Origin of the sequence: Pseudoxanthobacter sp. M-2, from assembly GCF_046156265.1 — a bacterium.
Taxonomy (GTDB): Bacteria; Pseudomonadota; Alphaproteobacteria; order Rhizobiales; family Segnochrobactraceae; genus CAMDHY01.
In genome coordinates this window covers 66,550-85,692 of the sequence record NZ_JAWDIR010000003.1, presented here as the reverse complement: position 1 = coordinate 85,692, position 19,143 = coordinate 66,550, and the positions used below count along the sequence as shown (strand labels likewise).

Here is a 19,143-nt window from a genome sequence, read left to right as displayed (position 1 = left end):
CCAGGGAGCCGACTCATCGTCCCGATGCGACCGAGCCCGAAGCAGTAACGAATTCTTTACCGTGTGCAAGCGTCTGCACGGTGATCCGCCATGAATTCCACCGATGGCTGCTATGCGCCGTCGTGACCCCCGGCTGCGAATCGCGCCGTGTGGCTTGCGGTCGCTCCGCCCGCCCGGGCAGGATCGAGGCTAGGGGCTGTCGCGCCGCCACCCGGCATCGCTCGCCCGGCGCTCGGGTTGAGCGAGGGCTCGCCGATCCGCCGAAGCCTGGGAGACGAGACCGGTGAGCCAGCTGCCCCATCTCGATTTCATCGCCGTCGCCTGGTTCGTTGGCTGCTGGCTGGTCTACGGCCTTCTGGTCGATGCGAGCCCGCTGCGCTTCCGCTCGCTCTCCCACGTCATGGACGGCCACCGGCGCGAGTGGATCGCGACGATGGCGCGGCGCGAGATGCGGATGGTCGATACCGCCATCATGACCGGGCTGCAGAACGGCTGCGCCTTCTTCGCCTCCACCTCGGCGCTCGCCATCGGCGCCGCCTTCGCGGTGCTGAACTCGTCTGATCGCGTCGCCGAGGTGATGTCGGATCTGGCGCCCGGCGGCGTCACGGCGGGAGAATGGGAGGCGAAGGGCTTCGGCCTGCTGCTAGTCTACGCCTACGCCTTCTTCAAGTTCGGCTGGTCCTACCGGCTGTTCAACTACGCCTCGATCCTGATCGGGGCGGTGCCGCAGGGCGAGGAGGCGGAGACGCCGGAGGGGCGGGCGGCGGTCGGCCGGGCCGCCGACATGATCGTCATCGCCGGGCGCCACTTCAACCGTGGCCTCAGGGCGATGTTCCTGTCGGTCGGGCTGCTCGGCTGGTTCGCCGGGCCGTGGGCGTTCATCGCCACGACGACCTTCATCGTCGCCGTGCTGGCGCGCCGGCAGTTCGCCTCGCGCTCGCTCGCCGCCAGCCTGCGCGGTGCCGGCGATCCGCCGGCGGTTCGCTGACGCCGCCTATTCGGCGGCGTCCCACACCGGGGCGTTGTCTTCCTCGATCAGCCGGCCGTCGGGGCGGGCGAGGCCGGCGATGCGCGCCATCTCGGCCTCCGTCAGGCTGAACTCGACGGCACCGAGGTTCTCGATCAGCCGCTCGCGCCGCGCCGTCTTCGGGATGGCAGCGACGCCCGGCTGCTGGATCAGCCAGCGCAGCGCCACCTGGCTCGGCGTGCGCCCGTGCCTGGCTGCGATCTCCTGGATCACCGGATCGTCGGACACGGCGCCGCGGGCGATCGGGCAATAGGCGGTCACCGCCATGCCGTGGCGCCGGCAGGCCTCCAGCACGCGCGTCTGCGAGAGGTAGGGGTGATATTCGATCTGGTTGCAGGCGAGCGGCTCGACGGCGCGCGCGACCGCCTCCTCGACCATCGCGACCGTGAAGTTGGCGACGCCGATGGCGCGCGCCCAGCCGCGCCGCTTCACCTCGCAGAGCGCGTCGATCGACTGGACGAGCGGCACCGTCCGGCTCGGCCAGTGGATCAGGAAGAGATCGACATAGGCGAGGCCGAGCCGTTCGAGGCTCTCCCCGGCGGACCGCAGCAGGTCCTTCGGGGCGAGATTGTCCGGCCAGACCTTGGTGGTGACGAACAGGTCGCCGCGGTGGACGTCGCTCGCCCGGATGCCCTCGCCGACCTCGCGCTCGTTGGCGTACATCGCCGCGGTGTCGATGTGGCGGTAGCCGAGGCCGATCGCCTCGCCGACCACCTTGACGCACTCCGCACCGCGCAGGTCCCAGGTGCCGAGGCCGATCGCCGGCATGGCGACCCCGGCGGCATCGATGGTCGGAACCTTCACCGTCATGTCCGTCGCCTCGTCCTCGGGTTGTGGGTGGTCAGCGGATGGTCAGCGCACCGGCTGCAGCGCGCTGCCCTCGACATATCCGACCTGGCCGTTCCAGCCGACCTCGCAGCGGCGCTCGTCGAGGAGCTTGCGCCACGTCGCCGGCGAGCCGAACTGCCACGTCGCGAAGGGGATCTCCGGCCGGCACCAGCGCAGCACGATGCCGTCGGAGCCCGCAGGGATCGTCCCGGCCGCGCGCGAGCCCTTCTCGATGTCGGCGGTGAGCGCCGTCTCCGCCGTCACCGCATAGCGCATGTCATAGGGTCCGGGCGACTGCGCCGCCGCCGCCGTCACCCCGGCGACGACAAGGGCTGCGGCGACGATGCCGCGCAGGGTGACGGTCACGCCGGCCTCCGTGTCAGGGCAGGTCGTCGATCGTCGGCACGACCCGGCCGACGAGCCCGTAGGCGATCGCCTGCTCGGGGTCCATCCAGTAGTCGCGGTCGGTATCCTTGTCGATCCGCTCGACCGGCTGGCCGGTGGCCTCCGAGAAGATGCGGTTCAGGCGGTCGCGCATCTTCAGGATCTCGCGCGCCTGGATCTCGATGTCGGTCGCCGGGCCGCTCGAGCCGCCGGAGGGCTGGTGCAGCAGGAAGCGGGTGTTCGGCGTGCAGTAGCGGTCTTCCTTCGGCACCGCCACGTAGATCAGCGCGCCGGCGCTCGCCACCCAGCCCATGCCGAGGATGCGCACGCGCGGCCGCACGAACTTGATCGCGTCGTGGATCATGTCGCCGGATTCGACGTGGCCGCCGGGCGAGGACACCACGACCGTGATCGGGTCGTTGGAGACGTGCGAGAGCGCGAACAGCCGCGCCGTGACGTCGCGGGCGAGCTCCTGGGTGATGCCGCCGGTGATCAGCACCGTGCGGGCGTCGAACAGGTGCTTGTCGACCGGGATCGACTGCGGGGTCTTGGTCTTCTCCTCATCGTCCTCGTCGTCGAGGCGTGACGGGATCCGGTCCGAGAAGCGCATGGGATGTGGTCCTGGTGGGCGAGAGGGGGGCGGCGAACCGGCCGCCGCGGACATCCCCCCATTTAGGACACGGGGGCGGCCGGTGCAAACGGGGGGCAAGAAGGGGACGCCCGTGGCGTCTCGGTGCTGGAAGGCTGACGGTCCGAGACACGGCCCGTTGCGGCAGACCACGGTATCGCCAATTTCCGGAATTCTGCTAATAAATTCAACGACACCAACACTTGGATGAGAAATCCGATCCAACTGTTGCAAAAGTCCTCTAGAGTTTCGCATCGCCGATCAGATGCAGTCCGGTCCCGCATGACATCGCCCGCCGAGCCCATGGAAATCAACGAACTCACGCTCGATCAGGCCCGCGAGCGGGTGAATACCGCGCAGCGCTTCGGTGCCTGGCGGGATGCGGCGGCGCGCTTGCGCGGCTTCCGCGGTTCGCTCGTCTGGCACCGGTCGAACGGCGACGAGTATCTGACACGCAGCTACTACGACGCGTCCGGAAACCGCCGCCAGAAGGTCGTCGGAAAACGCGGCAGCGAGACGGAGGCGCTCAAGTCCGAATGGGAGGAGGGGCGAGCCGCGGCGCAGGCGCGTGCCAAGCAGCTGCGCGCGACCCTGGATCGACAGGCGGCGGTCAACAGGGCGCTCGGGCTCGGCCGCGTGCCGCTTCTCGGCGCCCGCATCATCCGGTCCCTCGACGACGCCGGCTTGCTCGGGCGGGGCCTGCGGGTCATCGGTACGAACGCGATCTATGCCTACGAGGCAGCGGCCGGCGTGATGGTCGACGCCAGCGTCACGGCTACCCTCGACATCGACCTCCTCTTCGATGCTCGCCGGAGGCTGCGGATGCTAGCCTCCGCCGATGTTCCCGAGGGCACGCTGATCGCGCTGCTGCGGCGCCTCGACAGGACGTTCGTCCGCGGTCGGGAGGTATTTCGCGCCACCAATGCCGACGGCTATCTCGTCGATCTCATCAAGCCGGAACGGCACGAACCGTGGCGGCACGAGCGGGAGACGGTCGGCCCTGCGTCCGACGATATCGCCGCGGTGTCGATTGCCGGGCTGTCCTGGCTGGAGAGCGCCCCACCCTTCGAGGCGGTCGTGGTCGACGAAAGGGGGAGCCCGGCGCGTCTGGTGGCCGTCGATCCGCGCGTGTTCGTGGCACACAAGCTCTGGCTCTCGCGGCGCATCGATCGCGACCCGCTGCGGCGGCGGCGCGACGCCATCCAGGCCGCGACGGTAGGCCGCCTGGTGTCGCGCTACCTGCCGCATCTCGCCTACGATGCCGCGCAGTTGCGGATGCTGCCGCGCGATGTGTACGAGGCCGCCGTGCCCCTGTTTCGGGAGGGGACGACGAGCCCGGCCTGAGGCGCGCCTGCTGCCGGCAGGCGCCGCCCCGCCCTCACTCCCCCGCCAGGAACGTGATCGTCAGCGTCTGCGCCGCCGTGCAGACGGTGTTCGGCTGGTAGGCGTTCTCCGGCGGGTCGAACATCGGGTAGAAGTAGGCGTTCTGGCAGTTCGCCGAGCTCTGGCAGGTGGCGTCCGGGTTGCCGCATTTGCTCGGATAGTTTTCCGGACCCCAGGCGCCGCTCACCGGGCCCTGGCAGGTGTAGACGGTGGAGGAGCCGCAGGCGACGGAGACCGGCAGGTTGTAGGAGGCGCCGCCGGTGTTGGCGCACTGGTTCTCGTCCCACAGCTGGTCCGTGCACGTCGACGGGATCAGCGAGATGTCGAACCAGACGCAGTTGCCCTGGTTGAAGCAGCCGCCGTTCGACGCCGGCTCGAAGTTCGTCTCGATCATCGTCTGGTGGTTCTGCTGCGCCTCGAAGCAGTTCGAGGGTACCGCGTCGGTGTCGGCGCAGAAGCGCGTAGAGGTGCCGTCGGCCGTCACGCTCGCCTGGCAGGTGGCGCCGGCGGCGATCTTGGCGCCGTTGCCGCTCTTCGAACAGCCCGAGCCCCACGTGATCGAGCCCGGCGTGCCGCCCGAGGCGGTGAAGCCGACATAGATCGGCACGCTCTGCTTGTTGACGATCTTCACCGGCCCGGTCGCGTCGGTGCTGTCGAGCTTCGGCCCCTTGCAGGCGCGCTCGGCGATCGCCTTCAGCTGCGGGTCGCGGATCGGCGTCGTCTCCTTCGTCCGCTGGTCCTTGAAGGCGTAGCCGTCGCCGCCGTCCGTCGGGCAGATGAGCTTCAGCTCCTTGGCGGCTGCGGCCGGCGAGAGCGAGCCGGCGAGGCCGAGGCCCGTCGCGGCGAGGCCGATCGCGAGCGCAAAGGAGAGGGCCGTGTTCGTGAGGCTCTTGGGAACGCGCATGGAGGTTGCTCCGTGTCACCCGTTCGAGGCCGCGCCGGGGCGCCGCGCGGCGCCCGCCGTCGCGCGCCCGGGCGGGTCATTTTCCGGCGAGGAAGGTGATGGCGAGCGTCTGGCCGGCGAGGCAGACCGCGTTCGGCTGGTACTTGTTCTCGGGCGGATCGAACATCGGATAGAAATAGGCGTTCTGGCAGTTCTTCTTGCTCTGGCAGGTGGCGTCCGGGTTGCCGCAGTTGCCGGGATATTTCGAGTTGCCCCACTTCGTCGTGGTCGGGCCCTGGCAGGTGTAGGTGGGCTTGGCGCTGGTGCCGCAGGCGATCGAAACCGGGAAGTTGTACGAGGCGCCGCCAGTGCTGGCGCACCTGTTCTTCTTCCACAGCGCGTCCGTGCAGTTCTGCGGGATGACGCTGATGTCGAACCAGACGCAGTTGCCCTTGTTGAAGCAGCCGGCGTTGGTGCTGGGTTCGAAGTTCGTCTCCACCATCGTCTGGTGGTTCTGCTGCGCGTCGAAGCAGTCCTTCGGCACGGCCTTCGGGCTGGCGCAGAAGCGCGACGGCGCGGCGTTGCTCGCCACAGTCGCCTTGCAGGTCTTGCCGGCGGCGATCTTGGCGCCCTTGCCGGACTTCGTGCACCCCGTGCCCCAGGTGATCGGCCCCGGCTTGTGGTCGATGGTGGTGAAGCCGACATAGATCGGCTTTGACTGCTTGTTGGTGATGGCCACCGGGCCGGTCTCGGCCTTTGCGCCGAGGGAGGTCTCGCACGCCTGCTCGGCGAGCGCCTTCAGCTGCGGGTCCTTCACCTCGCTCTGTTCCTTGGTGCGGCGGTCCTTGAAGCGATAGGTGTCGCCGCCCTCGCCGGGACACATCAGCTTCAGCTCGTTGGCAGCGGCGGGCGTCGCGACGGAGCCGAGCGCGAAGGAGCCGGCCGCGACGGCTCCGAAGAGCACCGCCCACACGGCACCGCGCGCCATCCCGATGATGGAGTTCATGGCTCGTTACCCCCTTCTGCGGCGTGACCCGTGAGCCCGCTGGACAGCCGAAGTGCGGAAAACCATCGCCGCGCCGCCCCCGGGCCGCGTGCCGCCGATGTGGTCCCGCTTCGTGTTGGGTCGCCCCCGACCGAAGCGAAGACTAGCGGATTCTCGGGGCGGGCGGGAGAGGGGGGCCGCAAGCGCTGCACGCCCACTGCCTACTGCCTACGGCCGACCTTCAAACCCCCAGATGCCGGTGCATCGCCTCCGCGTCCGCGACGAGCTCAGCCGGCGGCCCTTCGAAGGCGACCGTCCCCTTCACCAGCACGAGGATGCGGTCGCAGGCTTCCGCCATCGCGCTCACCGTCTTGTCGACGATCAGCGTCGCCGTGCCGCCCGCGCGGATCAGCGCCAGCGTCCGCCAGATCTCGGCACGCACCAGCGGCGCCAGCCCCTCGGTCGCCTCGTCGAGCACGATCAGGCTTGGGTTGGTCATCAGCGCCCGGCCGATCGACAGCATCTGCTGCTCGCCGCCCGACAGCTGGTCGCCGCCATTGCCGATGCGCTCGGCAAGCCGCGGGAACACCGTCAGCACCCGCTCCAGCGTCCAGTCGCGGCTGCCGTCGACGCCGGGCCGCGCCGCCAAGGTCAGGTTCTCGCGCACCGACAGGCTCGCGAAGATGCCGCGTCCTTCCGGCACGTAGGAGACACCGTGGCGGGCGATGCGCGAGGCCGCCCAGCCGGTGACGTCGGTGCCGCCGACCGCCACGCTGCCACTCTTGATCGGCGTCAGGCCGAGCAGCGAGCGGATCAGCGTCGTCTTGCCCATGCCGTTGCGGCCCATCAGCCCGACGGTCTCGCCCGGCGCGATGGCGAGGTCGACGCCGCGGACGATGTGGCTCGCCCCGTAGTAGGTGTGGATCGCGCGCGCCTCCAGCAGCGGCGCGGCCGTGCGCGCGCCCACGGCGCCACCATCACGAGCGATGGCCGCGCCCGCGCTCATGCGTCCTCGCCGAGGTAGGCGATGCGCACCTGCGGGTCGGCGCGGACGGCGTCGGGCAGGCCGGTGGCGATCACCGCCCCGTTCACCATCACCGTGACGCGCTCGGCGATGGCGAAGACGACGTCCATGTCGTGCTCCACCAAGAGCACCGCGTGGCGCTTAGCGAGGCTCGCGATCAGCCGGCCCGTCGCCTCCGCCTCCTCCGGCCCCATGCCGGCGAGCGGCTCGTCGAGCAGCAGGATCGTCGGATCGGTGGCGAGCGTCATGGCGATCTCGAGCTGCCGCTGCTCGCCGTGCGACAACAGCCCGGCGGTCCGCGCCGCCCGGCTCATCAGCCCGACGGTTCCGAGCGCCGCCTCCGCCGCCGCGACGATGTCGCGCCGCCGTTCGGCCGGGGCGAGCAGGCCGCCGACGGTCGCCCGTCCGCGCTGGGCTGCAAGGCGGACGTTCTCGAGCACGGTCAGCTCGCCGAGTATGTTGGTGCGCTGGTAGGAGCGGCCGACGCCGCGCCGGGCGATGCGGAAGGCCGGCCAGCCTGCAACGTCGGTGCCGCCGATGCGGATCTCGCCGGCGCTCGGCGCGAGGTCGCCGGAGAGCAGGTTGATCAGCGTCGACTTGCCGGCGCCGTTCGGCCCGATGACGGCGTGCAACTCGCCGACCGCGAGGTCGAGGTCGACGTCGCGCACGGCGACGAGGCCGCCGAAGCGGCGTGTGAGACCGCGGGCCGAGAGCGCAGGGGATGGCGAGGCAAGGCCGCTCACGGCGCAGCCTCCGTTCGCACTGGGGCTGCGGCGCTCAGGGGCGCCGTCTCCGCGGCCGGGGTGTCGTCCGCCGTCGCCGCCTCGCTCGCATCCGCCGTCCGCACCCGCCGCGTGAACAGCCCGGCGAGGCCGCGCGGCAGCACCAGCACCACCGCCAGGATGACGAGGCCCTCGACCAGCAGCTGCCGCTCGGTCAGCTGCTGGCTCGCCTCCCCCAGCGCCGTCAGCGCGATCGCGCCGAGGATCGGCCCGACCAGCGTGCCGAGCCCGCCGAGGATGACGATCAGCAGCGCCTCGGCCGATCGGTGCCAGCCGACGAGCTCGGGATTCACGAAGCCCTCCTGCACCACGAACATGTGGCCGGCGAGCCCGGCGAGCGCGCCGGCCAGCGTGAAGGCGGCGAGCTTGTAGGCATAGACGTCGTAGCCGAGCATGCGCATGCGGTGCTCGTTGACGCGGATGCCGACGAGGACGCGGCCGAACAGCGAGGCGAGCACGCCGGCCAGCACCAGGAACGTCGCCGCCATCAGGGCGAGGTTGACGTAGTAGAGCGTCAGCCCGCGCTCGCGCCGGCCCATCGGCAGCTGGAAGCCCTCGATCCCGAGGATCGGCCGCGGCGCGAAGACGCCGTCGGCGCCGCCGCCGAGGCCGGTGTCATGGAAGACGAAGTAGACCATCTGCCCGAAGGCGAGCGTCACCATCAGGAAGAAGAACGTCCGCGTCCGGAGCGCAAAGGCGCCGATGATGAGCGCGGCGAGCCCCGCGGCGATCATCGCCACCGGCAGCGTCACGAACACCGACAGCGGGGTGTCGGCCGGCGAGATCAGGTAGACCGAGTAGGCGGCGATGCCGAAGAAGGCCGCGTGGCCGAGGCTGACGAGCCCGGTGCCGCCGACGAGGAGCTGCAGGCTGAGGGCGAAGATGGCGGCGACGAACGCCGTCGAGCCGAGCATCAGATAGAACGGCGGCAGCACCAGCGGCAGCAGCGCAAGCGCCAGGAAACCGGCGACGAGGGCGAGCTTGGCAATGCGGGTCTGCGGCAGCATGGTCGTCACGCCGCGCGGGCGAACAGGCCGGTCGGCCGCCACAGCAGCACGGCCGCCATCAGCACGTAGACGGCGATGCCGGCGAGATCGGGCACCAGCGCCTTGCCGAGGGTATCGACGAGCCCGATCAAGAGCGCCCCCCAGAACGCGCCGGCGATCGAGCCGATGCCGCCGATGACGACGACGACGAAGGAGACGATCAGCACGCCGTCGCCCATGTTCGGATAGACCGAGGTGAGCGGCGCCGACAGCGCGCCGGCGAGCATGGCAAGCGCGGTCCCGAGCGCGAACACCGCCATCTGCACCCGCGACACCGGGATGCCGAGCGCCTCGACCATCTCCGGCTTCTCGGCGCTTGCCCGGATCATGCCGCCGAAGCGGGTGCGGTGGATGACGAGGAACAGAGCGGCGGCGATGACGACGCAGACGGCCAGCACGAACAGCCGGTAGGCCGAATAGCTGAAGACGCTGGAGATCGGCACCGAGAAGTCGAGCACCGGCGGGATCGGCACGGAGTGGAAGTCGTTGCCGAGAAGCAGCGAGCGCCCCTCCTCGAACAGCAGGATCAGCGCGAAGGTCAGAAGCACCTGGTCGAGGTGGGCGCGATCATAGAAGCGGCGGATCAGCACGCGCTCGAGCACCGCCCCGAACACGGCACCGGCAGCCACAGCCAGCGGCAGCGCCAGCCACAGCGAGCCGGTGGCGGCGCCGATCGCATAGGCGAGGTAGGCACCGACCATCGTCAGGCTGCCGTGGGCGAGGTTGATCACGCCCATGATGCCGAAGACGAGGGTCAGACCGCTCGCCACGAGGAACAGCAGCAGCCCGTACTGCAGACCGTTCAAAACCTGGGTCAGCAGCGTCGCCGGGTCCATCGGTCATCCGTCGTCGGGGGAGGGCGGAAGCAGTCGGGCGGAAAACGAGCGGGCGGGGAAAGGCCCCGCCCGCCGGAAGCATCTCGCGAGAAGCGTGGCTCAGGTCATCGAGCAGCCGACGCCCGGATCGGCGAGCGCCTCGACGGCGACGCCATCGACCACGTTCATGCCGTTCTTCACCACGCGCCGGTAGATGTTGTGCACCGGATTGTGCGAGGGCGAAAGCGTCATCGGGCCGCGCGGGCTGTCGAGCTTGGCGCCGGCGATCGCCTTGTGCAGGGCGTCGGTCTCATCGAAATCGCCCTGCACCGCCTCGAGCCCGGCGGCGAGCAGCTGCCCGGCGTCGTAGCCCTGCACGGCATAGACGTCGGCCTCGCGGCCGGCCTTCTCCTTGAAGGCGGCGCGGAAGGCGTTGTCGGTCGGCGTGTCGAGGCCGTCGGCGTAGTGCAGGCCGGTGACGAGGCCGTCGGCGACGCTGCCGAGCGCGCCCAGCGTGCCGTCGGTGGCGAAGCCCGAGGCGATCAGCGGCAGCTTGTCCTTCAGGCCCGCGGCTGCGTAATCCTTGATGAACTGCACGGCGCCGCCGCCGGCGTAGAAGGCGCCGACCGCGTCGACGCCGAGGCCGGGCAACTGCGCCAGGATCGGCTGGAAGTTGGTCTCCGGGAACGGCACGGTCAGCACCTGCACGACCTCGGCGCCCTTCTCCTTGGCACCCTCCTCGAAGCCCGCCGCCGATTCCTTGCCGGCCGCGTAGTCCCACGTCACGTAGGCGAGCTTCTTGTAGCCGGCGTCGGCGGCGATGCGGCCGCAGCCATAGGCGGGCTGCCAGTTGGAGAACGACGAGCGGAAGATGTTCGGCGCGCACTGGGCGCCGGTGGCCGCACCCGCGCCGGCGTTCGGGATGATGAGCAGCGTGCCGGATTCCCGCGCCACCTGCAGCATGCCCATCAGCACGCCGGAGTGCACCGTGCCGACGACGACGTCGACCATGTCGCGGTCGACGAGGCGCTTCATGTTCTCCGGGCCCTTGGCCGGATTGGATTCGTCGTCGAGCTTGATGATCTCCAGCGCCCGGCCGCCGAGCGTGCCGCCCTTCTGGGCGATCAGGAGCTCGAAGGCTGAGGTGATGTTCTCGCCGAGCTGCGCGAAGGTGCCCGAATAGGGCAACATCAGCCCGACCTTCAGCGGCGCGCCCTGGGCCCGGACGATGTTGAAGCGGCCGAACAGCGGCAGCGTCGCGGCGGCGCCGAGGCCGGTGAGCACGGCGCGGCGCGACGGCCGCAGGAGCTTGGCGGCGCTGCGAGCGGGCGAAACGGCGGTGGACGCGACCTTCGCCGCGACCGTGGGCTTATCGGCCGTGATCTCGTCGGCCTTGATCTCGTCGGACATGGGCTCCCTCCCTCAGGTTTCCGATGCGGCGGCCGTTTCCTCTGGCCGTCCGTCAACCTGCGGGACGCACGCCCCGCGATCGGCCGGGATGGTCGACCGCGAGGTGTGTTCGCGTCAAGGGAAGACCTGAAGAGCAGACAAGCGCCGCGTCTGGTGCTTTCTCACGTCTTGGCAGCGGTGCGATCACGCCGCCGGTTCGAGCACCGAGCGGCGCTGCCGGAGCATGTCCAGCGTCGGGATACGTCCCTCCGCGAGGATGTTGTTCGCCCGCTTCACCGCTTCGGCGGCAGTCAATGCCTCGCGCGACAGCCTTTCGTGTCGGAACAGCCACGCCGCGACGACCGCCCAGTCCCACAGCGGGCTATCCGACGTCACCTTGGCAACCGGCGCCGGGAAGGCCTTGCCGCGCTGTGCCTTGGCATACTGGGTGATGGCTGCACGGCTCAATCCGGTCCGCGCCGCGATGTCGGCGAGGCTCACCAACGTGTCGGGCTCAACGCGCTCGACGCGGGCGCCGGTGGCCACGACCCCCGCGATGGCTGAGGCGATTGCCTCCTCGATGCTCTCCGCCTCCCGCGTGAAGTCGGCGATGACGTGGCCTCGCTGGAAGGAGATCGTCGCGTCGTCGCAGCCGGCTTCGTAGAAGCGGGCCTCGAAATCCTCGGCCTGCGGGTCCAGGCCCGAAGCGATCACGCAGAACTCATGGACCGTCATCGGAAGCCTCCTCTCGGTGCGGGCAGCGATCGAGAGCACGCAGGATCTGCCGTGCATGCGCCTCCGCGTTTCGCGGCGTTCCGTTGACGCCGACCTGGCAACCGTCCCGGTCCGCATGGGCACAGAAAAGCCGACCCCAATGTCCCATCTTGCGCCAGCGCCACCCCTGCGACTCTGCCGTGGCTACCGCCTCTTCCACCGCCTTGTGAGGATGACGTGGCCTAGCCATCGGCGCTGCCCAGGATCAGCCGAGTGTTAACAAATGTCAACATCGCAGGGTCGGAAATGACGCCCGCGATCTTCGACGGACATGCAGGCCAAGGGCAATGTCAATCTTCGACGCCGCGGACTGAGCTTCACGCGGCGTAGGAGCGGCCAAAGCTAAACACAGCGCCCCGCCACCGCGGCCGGTAGGCCGAAGCCGCCGGCCGGGTCGCGGGTCATAGGCTCAGCGCGCGTCGCGTTTTGCCTGCGAGACGGCGGCGGCCTTGCGCAGACGGCCGCGCTCCATCGGGCGGATCAGGCTGTCGGCGCGCTGGTTCGAGACGTCGCGCATGCCCTTGTGGGCGTGGCGTGAGTTGAAGGCGGGGCCGTCGTCCTCGTCGCTCGCCTGGCGCAGCGCCAGCGCCTTCTTCGCATTGGAGACGAGCGACGTGCTCGCGGCCATGCGGCGGCGCCGCTCGCTCTCGCTGTTGAGGCGGCGGACCGCCATCGCCAGCACGGCGAGCTTGGTGCGCGAGCCGGTATCGGCCTTCGACGGGGTGGCGCCGCGGGGTGCCGCCTTGCCGCGCATCTCGCGGCGGCGCTGCTCGGCCGTCGTCTTCGCCTTGTCGCGACGCTCCCGCACCAGCTTCACGAGCTTCGACAGCTCCTGGTCGGAGAGCTGCTGCAAGGCGGGGTGGTGCGACTTCTCGACAAGGTCGCGCTCCTCGGCGTCGAGCGCCCGGGCTTCTTCCTTCTGGGTGATGGCCATCGGTGGGTGATCCTCCTGTTTTGCGAAAGACTAACGGGTCCGGCCCCGCGGCGTCACCGCGAGGCTCGGCTGTCATCAGTCGAAAGTCGGGTTATTGCGGGGCGGTTCCGCCGGGGCGGCGGGGCGCCGCACCGGTCTCAGACGTGCTGGCCGCCGTTGATGTGGATCTCGGCGCCGCTGACGTAGCTCGACGCGTCGCTGCACAGGTAGAAGATCGTGTCGGCGACCTCCGACGGCTTGCCGAGCCGGCGCAGCGGGATGTCGCCGACCATCAGCTCCGTGCCTGGCGACAGGATCGCCGTGTCGATCTCGCCCGGAGCAATGGCGTTGACGCGGATGCCGTGCGGGCCGAAGTCGGCCGCCATCTCGCGCGTCAGCGCCGCGAGCGCCGCCTTCGAGGTCGAGTAGGCGGTGCCGGCGAAGGGATGCACCCGCCCGCCGGCGATCGACGTCACGTTGACCACCGAGCCGCGCGCCGCCGCGAGCTCCGGGAACAGGCCGCGGGCCAGCATGATCGGCGCGAAGAAGTTAACCTGGAACACCGAACGCCACGTCTCCATCGGCGTCGAGCGGGAATCGAGCCGGCTGCCGCCCTCGCCCTTCGGCGAGATGCCGGCGTTGTTGACGAGTGCATCGAGCCGGCAGGCCGTGCCGAGGCGGCGGCGGATCTCCTCCACCGCGTCCTCGAGGTCGTCCGGGTCGGCGAGGTCGACCTGGATGTGGTCGTCCTCGCCCGCCGGCCACGGGCACTTGTCGGAAAACGGCTGGCGCGAACAGGTGATCACGCGCCACCCGGCGGCCGAGAAGCGCTTGACCGTGGCGTGGCCGATGCCGCGGCTCGCTCCGGTCAAAACGAGCGTCGGCCGAGGCGCGGCTGCTGGCGTCGACGTCGTCATCGGTGGTCCCGTCCTCGAATGAATGTCACGCTGGCGCAGCTAAGCGCCAAGTTCGGCCTCGCCACAAGCCCGCTGCGACCGCGCCGACGCGCGCACCCGCCCCCGCGGCTGCCGCGAGGGACGGGTGCGGTGCGGCGCCGAGTTTGGAAAGACTCCAAGTTGCGAATGGTTCTCATTTCCCTTGCGCCGGACCGCACGCCGGTCTAGGTGTCTTCTTGTCGGCCGAGAGGAGCGCCTGCCGGAAGGGCAGGGCGCGATGGTCGGGACGAGCCGCCGGAGCGCCTTCTCCATGATGGTCTGCCACTGCAACAGACTGACGGACGACGTGCTGCGCGACGCCGCGGCCGAGGTCGCGCTCGAGCCGGGTCGCCGGGTGGTCACCCCGGGCGCCGTGTTCCGCGCCGCCGGCTGCCGGCCGCGCTGCGGGGGCTGCTTCCCGCTCGTCGTCGAGGTGCTGCATGGCGCCACCCGCGGCCTGCCCGCCTTCCTCGATCCGACCGAGCGTCCCGCCGCGGCGCATCAGCACGCCTGCGCCGACTGCCCGCGCGCCGAGCACGAACGCGCCCGCGCCGCCGGCGAATTGCCGGCACCGTCGGTCGTGCAGCTGCCCGCCGTCGTGCGCCCGACCAGGCCGGGGACGACGCTGCCGGCAGCGAACTCGCCGGCCGTGATCCTGCCCGCGCTGACCCTGCCGGCACCCTCCGGCCCCGCCGCCCTGCGCCGCGCCGGTTGATCTTTTTCATTTTAGAATTAGTATAACCTCACGTCGGAGCGCCACCTCGGCGCACGCATGAGGAGAGTTTTCCGTGAAGGGCGATCCCGAAGTCCTGGACATGCTGAACCGCGCGCTGAAGCACGAGCTCGCCGCGATCAATCAGTATTGGCTGCACTACCGCCTGCTCGACGACTGGGGCTTCACCAAGTACGCCAAGAAGGAGCGGGAAGAGTCGATCGAGGAGATGCAGCACGCGGACAAGCTCGTCACGCGTATCATTTTCCTCGAAGGCCACCCGAACCTGCAGACGCTGGACGTCCTGCGGATCGGCCAGAACATCAAGGAAGTGCTCGAGTGTGATCTCGCGGCGGAATATTCCGCCCGCAAGCTCTACACCGAGGCGCGTGAGCTCTGCCGCGAGAAGCGTGACTACGTGTCGATGGAGCTGTTCGAGGACCTGCTCGAAGACGAAGAGCACCACATCGACTTCATCGAGACGCAGCTGCAGCTGATGGAGCAGATCGGCATCCAGAACTACGGACAGCTGAACGCCGGCTCGGCCGACGAGGCCGACTGACCGCACGCGTCTTTCGCGAGCCTCGCCCGGCCGCCGGCCGGGTGATGGGCTACGCCGGCCCGTCACCGGGCCACCCTCTCGACGGCGTCCGCGATCTGCTAGGGTCGCGGGCGCCGTTTCCGTTTCCGGGCTGCCTCGATGACCGCACAGACCTCCGCGTCCCCCGCCCTCACGGCCGCTCATTCCCCCGGCCGCCTGCCGCCTCCCTTCCGGCCACCCTACGCCAACGACGACGGCGCCCTCGTCGCCCGGCTGGCGGCGGAGGCGCACTTCGAGCCCGCCGCCGAGGCGGCGCTCGAGGCTGACGCCCGTCGCCTCGTCACCGGCATCCGCAAGGCCCAGGGCTCGCTCGGCGGCGTCGAGGATTTCCTGCGCGAGTACGGGCTCTCCACCCGCGAGGGCCTCGCCTTGATGGTGCTCGCCGAGGCGCTGCTGCGCGTCCCCGACGCCGAGACCGCCGACCGACTGATCGAGGACAAGCTCGCCGCCGCCCAGTTCGAGGCGCGCGAGACGAAGACGACGGACTCGTGGCTCGTCTCCGCCTCCACCTGGGCGCTCGCCACCGCCGCCCGCCTCGTCCACCCCGGCGAGACGCCGGCTTCCGTGCTCGCCGGCCTCGTCCGCCGCATCGGCTCGCCGGCGGTGCGGGGTGCGGCCCGCCAGGCGATGCGCATCCTCGGCCACCAGTTCGTCCTCGGCGAGACGATTTCCGACGCCCTCGGTCGCGCCCGTTCGTCGGAGGCAAAGGGCTACCGCCACTCCTACGACATGCTCGGCGAGGGCGCCCGCACCGCCGCCGATGCCGAGCGCTACTTCCGCTCCTATGCCGACGCCATCGCCGCGATCGGCGCCAAGGCCGGCCGCAAGGCGCTGCCGGATCGCCCGGGCATCTCGGTGAAGCTCTCGGCCCTGCACCCCCGCTACGAGGCGGTGCAGGAGGCGCGCGTGCTGGCCGAACTCCCCGGCCGCTTTCTCGAGCTCGCTCGCCTCGCCAAGACCCACGACCTCAATCTGACGATCGACGCCGAGGAGGCCGACCGGCTCGAGCTCTCCCTCGACGTCATCGCCCGCGTCGCCGCCGATCCGTCGCTCGCCGGCTGGGATGGCTTCGGCCTCGCCGTGCAGGCCTACCAGAAGCGCGCGGTCGCCGTCGTCGACTGGATGGACGAACTCGCCCGCGGCCTCGGCCGGCGCTTCATGGTCCGCCTCGTCAAGGGCGCCTACTGGGACACCGAGGTGAAGCGCGCCCAGGAGCGCGGCCTCGCCGACTATCCCGTCTTCACCCGCAAGCCGGCGACCGACCTCTCCTACATCGCCTGCGCCCGCCGCCTCGTCGCCACCCGCGGCCGGCTCTACCCGCAGTTCGCCACCCACAACGCGCTGACGGTCGCCGAAGTCCGCACCATCGCCGCCGGCACGCCTTACGAGTTCCAGCGCCTGCACGGCATGGGCGAGGCGCTCTACGAGATCGTCACCGAGAAGGACGGCATCCCCTGCCGGATCTACGCGCCGGTCGGCGGCCACCGCGACCTGCTCGCCTACCTCGTCCGCCGGCTCCTCGAAAACGGCGCCAACTCCTCCTTCGTCTCCGCCGTCGGCGATCCGAGCGTCCCCGTCGACAAGCTGATCGAGCGGGCGGTCGGCGCGCTGTCGGGTGGCGCGCTCGCCCGCCATCCGCGCATCCCGCTGCCGGCCGCCCTCTACGCGCCGGAGCGGCGCAACTCCGCCGGCCTCGAGTTCGGCTGCGCCGCCGAACGCGAGGCGCTGGCCACGGCCGTCGCCCGCCTCGCCCCGCCGGTGGTCGACGCTCATCCGCTCGTGGACGGGGCCGCCGGCACCGGCACGACCCGCGACGTCTTGAGCCCCACCGACGGCCGCACCGTCGTCGGCACCGTCACCGAGGCGTCCGAGGCCACCGCCCGGTCAGCCATGGAGGCCGCCGCGCTCGGTTTCCGCGCCTGGAGCGCCACGCCCGCCACCACCCGCGCCGCGGCGCTCGAGCGCGCCGCCGACCTGCTCGAATCCCGCCGCGACCGCTTCATCGCGCTCGCCGCGCTGGAGGCCGGCAAGACGCTTGCCGACGGCGTCGCCGAGGTGCGCGAGGCGGCCGACTTCTGCCGCTACTACGCCGCCCGCGCCCGCGACACCCTCGCCCCGGAGCAGGTGATGCCCGGCCCGACCGGCGAGGACGACCGCCTGCACCACCGCGGCCGCGGCGTCTTCGTGGCAATCTCGCCGTGGAATTTCCCCTTGGCGATCTTCCTCGGCCAGGTCTCGGCGGCGCTCGTCGCCGGCAATGCCGTCGTCGCCAAGCCCGCCGAGCAGACACCGCTGATCGCCTTCGAGGCGGTGAAGCTGCTGCACGAGGCCGGCGTGCCGGCATCCGCCTTGCAGTTCGTCCCCGGCGACGGCCGCGTCGGTGCGGCGCTGGTCGCTGACGCCCGTGTCGCCGGCGTCGTCTTCACCGGCTCGACCGAGACCGCGCGGGCCATCAACCGTGCGCTCGCCGCCAAGGACGGGCCGATCGTGCCGCTCATCGCCGAGACCGGCGGCATCAACGCGATGATCGTCGACGCCACGGCGCTGCCCGAGCAGGTCGCCGACGACGTCGTCATGTCGGCCTTCCGCTCCGCCGGCCAGCGCTGCTCGGCGCTCCGCATCCTCTACGTGCAGGAGGACGTCGCCGACCGGATGATCGAGATGATCACCGGCGCCGCCGCGGAGCTCTCGCTCGGCGACCCCCGCGACCCCGCCACAGATGTCGGCCCGGTCATCGACCGCGAGGCCGCCGACGGCCTCCATGCCCACATCGTCGCCATGCGCAGCCGGGCGAAGGTGCTGTTCGAGGGCAGGGCGCCCGGCGGCGGGCTCGCCGCGGGCCACTGGGTGCCACCGACGGTGATCGCGCTTTCCGACGGCAAGGAGCTCACCCGCGAGGTGTTCGGCCCGGTGCTGCACGTCGTCCGCTACAAGCCGCGCGACCTCGATCGTGTGGTGGAAGCCATCGCCGCCACCGGCTACGGGCTGACGCTCGGCATCCACACCCGCATCGACGAGACGGTCGAGCGCATCGTCGCCCGCCTCGACACCGGCAACGTCTACGTCAACCGCAACATGATCGGCGCCGTCGTCGGCACCCAGCCCTTCGGCGGCTCCGGCCTCTCCGGCACAGGCCCGAAGGCCGGCGGCCCGGCCTACCTCACCCGCTTCGTGTTGGAGCAGGTCGTCTCCATCAACACGGCGGCGGCCGGCGGCAACGCGACGCTGATCGCCATGGGCGAGAACTGAGGGGGAGCGCACCCATCCCCCGCCAACGGGAGGGAACCTGTCCGACATCGTGGTAGTCGGGCCACAAGCCTCTCCCTCGTCATACCCCGGCTTGACCGGGGTATCCATCACACGGAAATCGCAAGGCTTTTCGCCCGGGATGGATCGCCCGGTCAATCACCGGGTCAAGCCGGGTGAGGGCGATGACGGAACGAAGGGGGGTGGGCGCCTCGCACAGTCACACAGGTCGGGCGGTGCGGTCGGAACCGATGGCCGAGCCAGCGGCGATTCAGGCCGCGCGTGGCACGATGCGCGCGAGTTCCGGTCCGATCTCCCGTCGCCGCGCCATCAGGTCGTGGTCGGCCTGCAGCCCGAGGAAGAAGCCTTCCGACAGGCCGAAATAGCGGGTGAGGCGCAGGTCGGTGTCGGCCGTCACCGAGCGCTTGCCGAGGACGATCTCGTTCACCCGCCGCGGCGGCACTCCGATCGCACGCGCCAGCGCATTCTGGCTGAGCCCCATCGGCTCGAGGAACTCAAGAAGCAGGATGTCGCCGGGGTGGGGGTTGGCGAGCAGGTCCACCTCAGCCGTGATAGTCGACGATTTCGACATCGCTTGCGCCTCCTTCCGTGATGCCCTGGCTCAATGTTCAGATCGGGGCATCCATCTCCCGCCATCGGCAGGGAGCCCGCCCGACACCATGGTCGTTGGGCCACAACCCTCTCCCCCGTCATACCCCGGCTTGACCGGGGTATCCATCACACGGAAATCGCAAGGCTTTTCGTCCGGGATGGATCGCCCGGTCGAG

At 70.5% G+C, this 19,143-nt stretch carries 19 protein-coding genes; 5 read left to right on the top strand and 14 right to left on the bottom strand.

Features of this window, described 5'->3' with window-relative positions; translation table 11 throughout:
• The first annotated feature begins 283 nt into the window (after positions 1 to 283).
• On the top strand, positions 284 to 988 hold the full coding sequence (locus RUR49_RS02240) for a DUF599 domain-containing protein (RefSeq protein WP_409144707.1): 705 nt from the start codon (positions 284 to 286) through the stop codon (positions 986 to 988).
• A gap of 6 nt (positions 989 to 994) precedes the next feature.
• Here RUR49_RS02240 and RUR49_RS02235 read toward each other — a convergent pair whose 3' ends face one another.
• From RUR49_RS02235 to RUR49_RS02225, 3 genes are read right to left on the bottom strand one after another with little or no spacing between them, the layout of a single operon-like run.
• Positions 995 to 1,837 (bottom strand): aldo/keto reductase, encoded by an 843-nt coding sequence (locus tag RUR49_RS02235; protein WP_409144706.1) that lies wholly within the window; start codon positions 1,835 to 1,837, stop codon positions 995 to 997.
• A 42-nt stretch (positions 1,838 to 1,879) separates the two neighbouring features.
• Entirely contained in the window at positions 1,880 to 2,221 is a 342-nt protein-coding gene (locus RUR49_RS02230; protein WP_409144705.1) for a hypothetical protein, read from the bottom strand.
• Between the two features lie 13 nt (positions 2,222 to 2,234).
• Positions 2,235 to 2,849 (bottom strand): ATP-dependent Clp protease proteolytic subunit, encoded by a 615-nt coding sequence (locus RUR49_RS02225; protein ID WP_409144704.1) that lies wholly within the window; start codon positions 2,847 to 2,849, stop codon positions 2,235 to 2,237.
• Between the two features lie 321 nt (positions 2,850 to 3,170).
• Here RUR49_RS02225 and RUR49_RS02220 point away from each other — a divergent pair, with 321 nt between their 5' ends.
• Positions 3,171 to 4,211 (top strand): GSU2403 family nucleotidyltransferase fold protein, encoded by a 1,041-nt coding sequence (locus RUR49_RS02220; RefSeq protein ID WP_409144703.1) that lies wholly within the window; start codon positions 3,171 to 3,173, stop codon positions 4,209 to 4,211.
• 34 nt (positions 4,212 to 4,245) lie between these two features.
• On the opposite strand, the gene RUR49_RS02215 is transcribed toward RUR49_RS02220, so the two are convergent.
• The 10 genes from RUR49_RS02215 to RUR49_RS02170 form a co-directional block, all read right to left on the bottom strand.
• Positions 4,246 to 5,154, bottom strand: coding sequence for a hypothetical protein (locus tag RUR49_RS02215; RefSeq protein WP_409144702.1), 909 nt, complete (start codon positions 5,152 to 5,154; stop codon positions 4,246 to 4,248).
• Between the two features lie 76 nt (positions 5,155 to 5,230).
• Positions 5,231 to 6,139, bottom strand: coding sequence for a hypothetical protein (locus RUR49_RS02210; RefSeq protein WP_409144701.1), 909 nt, complete (start codon positions 6,137 to 6,139; stop codon positions 5,231 to 5,233).
• Between the two features lie 220 nt (positions 6,140 to 6,359).
• A complete protein-coding gene (locus RUR49_RS02205; protein ID WP_409144700.1) occupies positions 6,360 to 7,124 on the bottom strand; it encodes an ABC transporter ATP-binding protein in 765 nt (254 codons plus the stop codon).
• A complete protein-coding gene (locus RUR49_RS02200; protein WP_409144699.1) occupies positions 7,121 to 7,885 on the bottom strand; it encodes an ABC transporter ATP-binding protein in 765 nt (254 codons plus the stop codon). The genes RUR49_RS02205 and RUR49_RS02200 overlap by 4 nt, the downstream gene beginning before the upstream one ends.
• The gene (locus RUR49_RS02195) at positions 7,882 to 8,931 is read right to left on the bottom strand and encodes a branched-chain amino acid ABC transporter permease (protein WP_409144698.1); all 1,050 of its coding nucleotides are present in this window, start codon (positions 8,929 to 8,931) and stop codon (positions 7,882 to 7,884) included. The genes RUR49_RS02200 and RUR49_RS02195 overlap by 4 nt, the downstream gene beginning before the upstream one ends.
• Before the next feature lie 5 nt (positions 8,932 to 8,936).
• Positions 8,937 to 9,806, bottom strand: a complete 870-nt coding sequence (locus RUR49_RS02190) for a branched-chain amino acid ABC transporter permease (RefSeq protein WP_409144697.1) — start codon at positions 9,804 to 9,806, stop codon at positions 8,937 to 8,939.
• A 99-nt stretch (positions 9,807 to 9,905) separates the two neighbouring features.
• Entirely contained in the window at positions 9,906 to 11,195 is a 1,290-nt protein-coding gene (locus tag RUR49_RS02185; protein WP_409144696.1) for an ABC transporter substrate-binding protein, read from the bottom strand.
• Positions 11,196 to 11,378: 183 nt separating this feature from the next.
• The gene (locus tag RUR49_RS02180; protein ID WP_409144695.1) at positions 11,379 to 11,909 is read right to left on the bottom strand and encodes a helix-turn-helix transcriptional regulator; all 531 of its coding nucleotides are present in this window, start codon (positions 11,907 to 11,909) and stop codon (positions 11,379 to 11,381) included.
• 448 nt (positions 11,910 to 12,357) lie between these two features.
• A complete protein-coding gene (locus RUR49_RS02175; protein ID WP_409144694.1) occupies positions 12,358 to 12,882 on the bottom strand; it encodes a hypothetical protein in 525 nt (174 codons plus the stop codon).
• A gap of 137 nt (positions 12,883 to 13,019) precedes the next feature.
• The gene (locus RUR49_RS02170; protein ID WP_409144693.1) at positions 13,020 to 13,778 is read right to left on the bottom strand and encodes an SDR family NAD(P)-dependent oxidoreductase; all 759 of its coding nucleotides are present in this window, start codon (positions 13,776 to 13,778) and stop codon (positions 13,020 to 13,022) included.
• Between the two features lie 256 nt (positions 13,779 to 14,034).
• Here RUR49_RS02170 and RUR49_RS02165 point away from each other — a divergent pair, with 256 nt between their 5' ends.
• From RUR49_RS02165 to putA, 3 genes are all read left to right on the top strand, one after another.
• Positions 14,035 to 14,511 carry a bacterioferritin-associated ferredoxin gene (locus RUR49_RS02165; RefSeq protein ID WP_409144692.1) on the top strand — a complete coding sequence of 159 codons (477 nt, stop codon included), beginning with the start codon at positions 14,035 to 14,037 and terminating at the stop codon, positions 14,509 to 14,511.
• A gap of 73 nt (positions 14,512 to 14,584) precedes the next feature.
• Positions 14,585 to 15,070, top strand: a complete 486-nt coding sequence (gene bfr, locus RUR49_RS02160) for a bacterioferritin (protein WP_409144691.1) — start codon at positions 14,585 to 14,587, stop codon at positions 15,068 to 15,070.
• A gap of 138 nt (positions 15,071 to 15,208) precedes the next feature.
• The gene (putA, locus tag RUR49_RS02155; protein WP_409144690.1) at positions 15,209 to 18,358 is read left to right on the top strand and encodes a bifunctional proline dehydrogenase/L-glutamate gamma-semialdehyde dehydrogenase PutA; all 3,150 of its coding nucleotides are present in this window, start codon (positions 15,209 to 15,211) and stop codon (positions 18,356 to 18,358) included.
• Positions 18,359 to 18,626: 268 nt separating this feature from the next.
• On the opposite strand, the gene RUR49_RS02150 is transcribed toward putA, so the two are convergent.
• Positions 18,627 to 18,947 carry a HigA family addiction module antitoxin gene (locus tag RUR49_RS02150; RefSeq protein ID WP_409144689.1) on the bottom strand — a complete coding sequence of 107 codons (321 nt, stop codon included), beginning with the start codon at positions 18,945 to 18,947 and terminating at the stop codon, positions 18,627 to 18,629.
• Between the last annotated feature and the right edge of the window lie 196 nt (positions 18,948 to 19,143).

Excerpts from the sequence above, each read along its gene's own strand:
- RUR49_RS02235 (WP_409144706.1), bottom strand. The coding sequence starts at position 1,837 with ATGACGGTGAAGGTTCCGACCATCGATGCCGCCGGGGTCGCCATGCCG.
- RUR49_RS02225 (WP_409144704.1), bottom strand. The coding sequence starts at position 2,849 with ATGCGCTTCTCGGACCGGATCCCGTCACGCCTCGACGACGAGGACGAT.
- RUR49_RS02220 (WP_409144703.1), top strand. The coding sequence starts at position 3,171 with ATGGAAATCAACGAACTCACGCTCGATCAGGCCCGCGAGCGGGTGAAT.
- RUR49_RS02215 (WP_409144702.1), bottom strand. The coding sequence starts at position 5,154 with ATGCGCGTTCCCAAGAGCCTCACGAACACGGCCCTCTCCTTTGCGCTC.
- RUR49_RS02210 (WP_409144701.1), bottom strand. The coding sequence starts at position 6,139 with ATGAACTCCATCATCGGGATGGCGCGCGGTGCCGTGTGGGCGGTGCTC.
- RUR49_RS02205 (WP_409144700.1), bottom strand. The coding sequence starts at position 7,124 with ATGAGCGCGGGCGCGGCCATCGCTCGTGATGGTGGCGCCGTGGGCGCG.
- RUR49_RS02195 (WP_409144698.1), bottom strand. The coding sequence starts at position 8,931 with ATGCTGCCGCAGACCCGCATTGCCAAGCTCGCCCTCGTCGCCGGTTTC.
- RUR49_RS02190 (WP_409144697.1), bottom strand. The coding sequence starts at position 9,806 with ATGGACCCGGCGACGCTGCTGACCCAGGTTTTGAACGGTCTGCAGTAC.
- RUR49_RS02185 (WP_409144696.1), bottom strand. The coding sequence starts at position 11,195 with ATGTCCGACGAGATCAAGGCCGACGAGATCACGGCCGATAAGCCCACG.
- RUR49_RS02180 (WP_409144695.1), bottom strand. The coding sequence starts at position 11,909 with ATGACGGTCCATGAGTTCTGCGTGATCGCTTCGGGCCTGGACCCGCAG.
- RUR49_RS02175 (WP_409144694.1), bottom strand. The coding sequence starts at position 12,882 with ATGGCCATCACCCAGAAGGAAGAAGCCCGGGCGCTCGACGCCGAGGAG.
- RUR49_RS02170 (WP_409144693.1), bottom strand. The coding sequence starts at position 13,778 with ATGACGACGTCGACGCCAGCAGCCGCGCCTCGGCCGACGCTCGTTTTG.
- RUR49_RS02165 (WP_409144692.1), top strand. The coding sequence starts at position 14,035 with ATGGTCGGGACGAGCCGCCGGAGCGCCTTCTCCATGATGGTCTGCCAC.
- putA (WP_409144690.1), top strand. The coding sequence starts at position 15,209 with ATGACCGCACAGACCTCCGCGTCCCCCGCCCTCACGGCCGCTCATTCC.
- RUR49_RS02150 (WP_409144689.1), bottom strand. The coding sequence starts at position 18,947 with ATGTCGAAATCGTCGACTATCACGGCTGAGGTGGACCTGCTCGCCAAC.